The 4,846-nt window shown below is 65.1% G+C and carries 6 protein-coding genes; 2 read left to right on the plus strand and 4 right to left on the minus strand.

The features are described from left to right. Positions 1–861 (minus strand): succinate--CoA ligase subunit alpha (gene sucD / locus Q0L94_RS08275; RefSeq protein WP_296752344.1); only part of this gene is annotated, 861 nt, incomplete at its 3' end. Then, positions 858–2,018 (minus strand): ADP-forming succinate--CoA ligase subunit beta, encoded by a 1,161-nt coding sequence (sucC, locus tag Q0L94_RS08280; protein WP_296752346.1) that lies wholly within the window; start codon positions 2,016–2,018, stop codon positions 858–860. The genes sucC and sucD, both read right to left, overlap by 4 nt. 26 nt (positions 2,019–2,044) lie before the next feature. Between sucC and Q0L94_RS08285 the strand changes: the two genes are divergently transcribed. Further along, a complete protein-coding gene (locus Q0L94_RS08285) occupies positions 2,045–3,214 on the plus strand; it encodes a GNAT family N-acetyltransferase (RefSeq protein WP_296752348.1) in 1,170 nt (389 codons plus the stop codon). A 3-nt stretch (positions 3,215–3,217) separates the two neighbouring features. Here the strand turns inward: Q0L94_RS08285 and Q0L94_RS08290 are convergent, their stop codons facing one another. Then, positions 3,218–4,219, minus strand: coding sequence for a sodium:calcium antiporter (locus Q0L94_RS08290; protein ID WP_296752350.1), 1,002 nt, complete (start codon positions 4,217–4,219; stop codon positions 3,218–3,220). On the opposite strand from Q0L94_RS08290, the gene Q0L94_RS08295 reads away from it, so the two are divergent. Further along, on the plus strand, positions 4,218–4,601 hold the full coding sequence (locus tag Q0L94_RS08295) for a protein disulfide isomerase family protein (RefSeq protein WP_296752353.1): 384 nt from the start codon (positions 4,218–4,220) through the stop codon (positions 4,599–4,601). The two genes, Q0L94_RS08290 and Q0L94_RS08295, sit on opposite strands and share 2 nt — an antisense overlap. On the opposite strand, the gene Q0L94_RS08300 is transcribed toward Q0L94_RS08295, so the two are convergent. After that, on the minus strand, positions 4,602–4,846 hold a 245-nt coding region (locus tag Q0L94_RS08300; protein ID WP_296752356.1), incomplete at its 5' end, for a DUF2173 family protein.

Consider the following 4,846-nt stretch of genomic DNA (forward strand, 5'->3'; position numbering starts at 1 on the left):
GCCCAGGCCCGCCGGGCTCTGCGCCACGACGGCGCCCGCGGCTTCCAGCGCGCGGATTTTTGCATCCGCCGTGCCGCTGCCGCCGGCAATGATCGCACCGGCGTGGCCCATGCGCTTGCCCTTGGGGGCGGTGCGGCCGGCGATGTAGGCGGCGACCGGTTTCTGCATGTTGGAATGGATGTATTCGGCCGCCTCTTCCTCGCGGCTGCCACCGATTTCGCCGACCAGGATCACCGCTTCGGTCTGCGCGTCGGCCTCGAACAGTTCAAGACAATCGATGAAATCCAGCCCCTTGATCGGGTCGCCGCCGATGCCGATGCAGGTCGACTGCCCCAGCCCGAGTTGCGTGGTCTGGTGCACCGCTTCGTAGGTGAGCGTGCCGGAACGCGAGACGATGCCGATCTTGCCCTTGCTGTGGATGGCGCCGGGCATGATGCCGATCTTGCATTCGCCCGAGCTGATGATGCCGGGGCAATTGGGGCCAATCAGTTTCGCGCCGTTGGCGCGCAGCGCTGCCTTCACATTGAGCGCTGTCTTGACTTGAAGCATATCGAGCACCGGGATGCCCTCGGTGATGCAGACGATGACCTCGATGCCGGCGTCGGCGGCTTCGAGGATCGAATCGGCGGCGAACGCGGCCGGCACGTAGATCATCGTCGCCTGCGCGCCGGTCTGCCGCACCGCGTCGCGCACGGTATTGAACACGGGAAGATCGAGGTGCATCTGCCCGCCCTTGCCCGGCGTCACCCCGCCGACCATCCTGGTGCCGTAAGCGATCGCCTGCGCGGAATGGAAACTGCCCTGCTTGCCGGTGAACCCCTGGCAGATGACTTTCGTATCGTTGTTGACGAGGATGCTCATTGCGCTTGCTCCACCGCGAGTTTCGCCGCCTGGGTGAGACTCTCGGCCGCGAGAATCGCCAGCCCCGATTCGGCCAGCAGCGTGCGCCCCAGCTCGGCATTGGTGCCTTCCAGCCGCACCACCACCGGGACTTTCACGTCGACTTCCTTGACCGCCTGAATGATGCCCTCGGCGATCACGTCGCAGCGCACGATGCCGCCGAAGATGTTGATCAGCACCGCGCGCACATTGGGGTCGAGCAGGATGATCTTGAAGCCCTGCGCCACCGTTTCCGGGGTGGCGCCGCCGCCGACGTCGAGGAAGTTGGCCGGCGCGCCGCCCTCCAACTGGATCAGGTCCATCGTCGCCATTGCCAGGCCGGCGCCGTTGACCATGCAGCCGATGTTGCCGGTGAGCGCGACGTAGTTGACGCTGGCTGCGTTGGCCGCCGCTTCCTTGGCGTCGATCTGGCTGTCGTCGCGCAGTTCGGCAAGGGCACGGCGGCGGTACAGCGCGTTGTCGTCGACACTCATCTTGCAGTCGAGCGGCAGCACGCGGTTATCAGCGGTCACCACCAGCGGATTGATTTCGAGCAGGGAGAGATCGTTGGCCACGAACACGCGATAGAGTTGCGGCAGCAGACGGCAGAAGTCCTTGAACGCCTCGCCGGTCAGTTCCAGCGCGAAGGCCAGCGCGCGGCACTGGAAATCCTGCACACCCAGCAGCGGATCGCAGGTTTCGGTCAGCACCTTTTCCGGGGTGGCATGGGCGACTTCCTCGATATCCATGCCGCCGGCAGCGGAGGCCACCACAGCGATGCGTTCGGTTTCGCGGTCGACCAGCAGCGACAGGTACAGCTCGCGTGCGATCGGCAGCGTTTCTTCCACCAGCACCTGGTTCACCGGCTGGCCGTCGGGCGCGTTCTGGTTGGTGACCAGACGGTTTCCCAGCAGCGTAGCCGCCACCGCGCGCACATCGTCGAGGCGCTTCGCCACCTTGACCCCGCCCGCCTTGCCGCGGCCGCCGGCGTGGATCTGCGCCTTCACCACCCAGGCATCGCCGCCCAGTTCACTGGCGGCGTTGACCGCAGCGTCGGCACTCGCCGCAGCGAAGCCGCGCGGCGTGTTAATGTTGCCCGAGCGCAAGATTTGCTTGGCCTGGAATTCGTGCAGGTTCATTAATTTTTCGATGGAAGTGCCAAAACGTGCATTTTGAAGCAAAGCCCAGCGATGCGGAAGCCACGCAGCCATTGATTCGCGTGGTGACGCGCATGGCTGAACTGCCGGCCGACGCCTGGAACGCCCTGGCCGGCGACTCGCCTTTCGTGCAGCACGCCTTCCTGCTTGCGCTGGAGACCACCGGCTGCGTCGGCGCCGACATCGGCTGGGAGCCGGTGCATCTGGCGCTGTTCCGCGGCGACCGGCTCGAAGCCGCGATGCCGCTCTACGTCAAGCATCACTCGTGGGGCGAATTCGTTTTCGACTGGGCGTGGGCCGATGCCTACCGCCGCCACGGGCTTGCCTACTATCCCAAGCTGGTGTGCTGCGTGCCCTTCTCGCCGGTACCCGGCCCGCGCCTGCTGGCGAAGAACGACACCGACCGCACCGCGCTGATCCAGGCCGCGCTCAAGCTCACACAGGAACTGGGATTTTCGTCCTTCCACATCCTGTTCCCCAGCGAACCCGACCATGCCGTGCTCGATGCGATGCCGCTGCTGCACCGCAGCGGCTTCCAGTTCCACTGGAATAACGCGGGCTACGCCAGCTTCGACGACTTCCTCGCCGCGATGACGCACGACAAGCGCAAAAAACTCCGCCAGGAGCGGAAGAAGCTGAATACGCTGGGCGTGACGTTTCGCTGGGTGGAAGGCGCACAGAGCACCGACGCCGACTGGGACCATTTCTATCGCTGCTACGCCGACACCTACGCCCGCCATCGCAGCGAGCCGCATCTGAACCGCGCGTTCTTCGCGGCCCTGCGCGAGACGATGCCGGACAAGCTGCTGCTGATCATCGCGGATAAGGATGGCGAGCCCGTCGCCTGCTCGTTCTGCATCAAGGATGGCCAGCGGCTGTACGGCCGCCACTGGGGCACGCTGGAATACCTGCCCGGTCTGCACTTCGAAACCTGCTACCAGCAGGGCATCGAATACGCCATCGCGAATAGATTGAAAGTCTTCGAAGGCGGCGCGCAGGGCGAGCACAAGCTGTCGCGCGGCCTGGTGCCCACCGCGACGCATTCCTGGCACTGGCTGGAAAACGCCGAATTCCGCGAGGCGGTCGACCGCTTCCTGGAACGCGAGACCGAGGCGATCACGCATTACATGGACGAACTCGAGGGGCCGTTCCGCCGCGAGCCGCCCTCCAAGGGCTGACGCTCAGACCAGGACAGCCGTCAGATAGGTCACGTACAGCGCGCCGTTGACGAACAGGTGCCACACCCGCAGCCCGCCGTTCAGCGCCGCCCAGCGCAGCCAGAAGGCTGCGACCAGCGTGATGACCACGCCGAGCAGCACTTCTTTTTGCGGCGCCCACGGCGTCAGCGAGATGCCGATGGCGGGTAGCAGCGTGCCCTGGAACACCATGGCGCCGGTGATGTTGCCGAACGCGAGCGTATCCTTGTGCTTGCGGATCCACAGGATGGAATTCACTTTTTCCGGCAGTTCGGTGGCGATCGGAATGATCATCAGGGACAAGAGCAGCGCGGAAATACCAATGATCGGCGCAGCGGCCTCGACCCCGTGAATGAATCCCTTGGCGCCCGCGACGAGCAGACCCAGACCCAGCGCCAGTTGCAGCACGATGACCGGCAAATTCTGCGGCAGGCCCAGGCGGGTGAGCAGCATGGGCGACCCGGCCTCGGTGGCGTGCCCTTCTTCCACCAGCTTGCTCGATGCACGCAGGGTGAGCAGCACGTAGAAGAAATAGATCATCACCATCACAAAGGCGAGCGTGCCGCGCACCCAGCCTTCGCCGTGCGGGACGAACATGGCGACGAAGGCGAGCAGAAAAGCCAACAGGAAGAAGTCCAGATCGCGCTTGAGGCCGCTCTTTTCCGGGGAGAGGTGCCCCGTCAGGCCGCGCCGGCGGACGACGGCGACGCTCATCAGGCAAAGAGACAGCGTCGACAGCATGAGCGGTGCGCCGAGGATCGCGCCGACACCGATTTCATGGTTCGTTTCCGCGTTGCCGGTTCCGGCGAAGATCGCCAGCAGGGGCACCAGGGTTTCCGGCATGGCGGTACCGACCGCGGCAAACAGCGAGCCGGTCACCCCTTCCGAGATATGCAGGCGCTCACCGAGATGTTCCAGCGCATTGACAAAGATTTCCGCCGCCACGAGGATGAGCAGCAGAAATCCGAAGAGTTCGAGAAACAGCATGGCGGTCGGCCGGCAGGAAAAACGCGATTCTATCCCGCTGGCCCCCGGCCTCGTGCAACTGTCCGAGGGAGACTTCCACCGTCGCATCGCCGCCACATCCGGCGTGGCCGCGGTCCTGTTTACCGCACCGCGGTGCGGTGCGTGCCAGGCGTGGAAACGGCTCCTGCCGGATGCGCTCGCCGGCATCGCCAACCACCTGTACGAGGTCGACATCGCCGAAGCCACCGGTGTGGCGCGTGGCTACGACATCTTCCATCTGCCGACGATCTATCTCTATCGCGACGGGTGCTTTCACGCCGAACTGCAATGCGAAGCCCGCCGCGACGCGGTCCGCACCACCGCCTTGGCGCTGCTCGCCGCAACGCCGCAGGAAGAGCCCTGATCAGGCGCGCGCCGCCTCGTCGAGTGCACGCATGATGTCGTTGAGCCTGCCGTCGGCCGACTCGAATGCGCACAACAGATTGCCGATGCCGCACGCACTCAATGCCGCGCCGCGCATGATCCAGCCTTGCGCCGGAGACCATCCCTGTGCACCGCCCAGCAACGACAACAAATCGACATTGCTCGCCACGACGCGCCGATACCATTGGGCAAAGCGGGCGAGATGCGCGATACGCTCGACCGGCA

Source organism: Thiobacillus sp., assembly GCF_024708915.1.

What these genes read in the sequence shown, in the direction of transcription:
- sucC (WP_296752346.1), bottom strand. Translation starts at nt 2,018, where the DNA reads ATGAACCTGCACGAATTCCAGGCCAAGCAAATCTTGCGCTCGGGCAAC.
- Q0L94_RS08290 (WP_296752350.1), bottom strand. Translation starts at nt 4,219, where the DNA reads ATGCTGTTTCTCGAACTCTTCGGATTTCTGCTGCTCATCCTCGTGGCG.
- Q0L94_RS08295 (WP_296752353.1), top strand. Translation starts at nt 4,218, where the DNA reads ATGGCGGTCGGCCGGCAGGAAAAACGCGATTCTATCCCGCTGGCCCCC.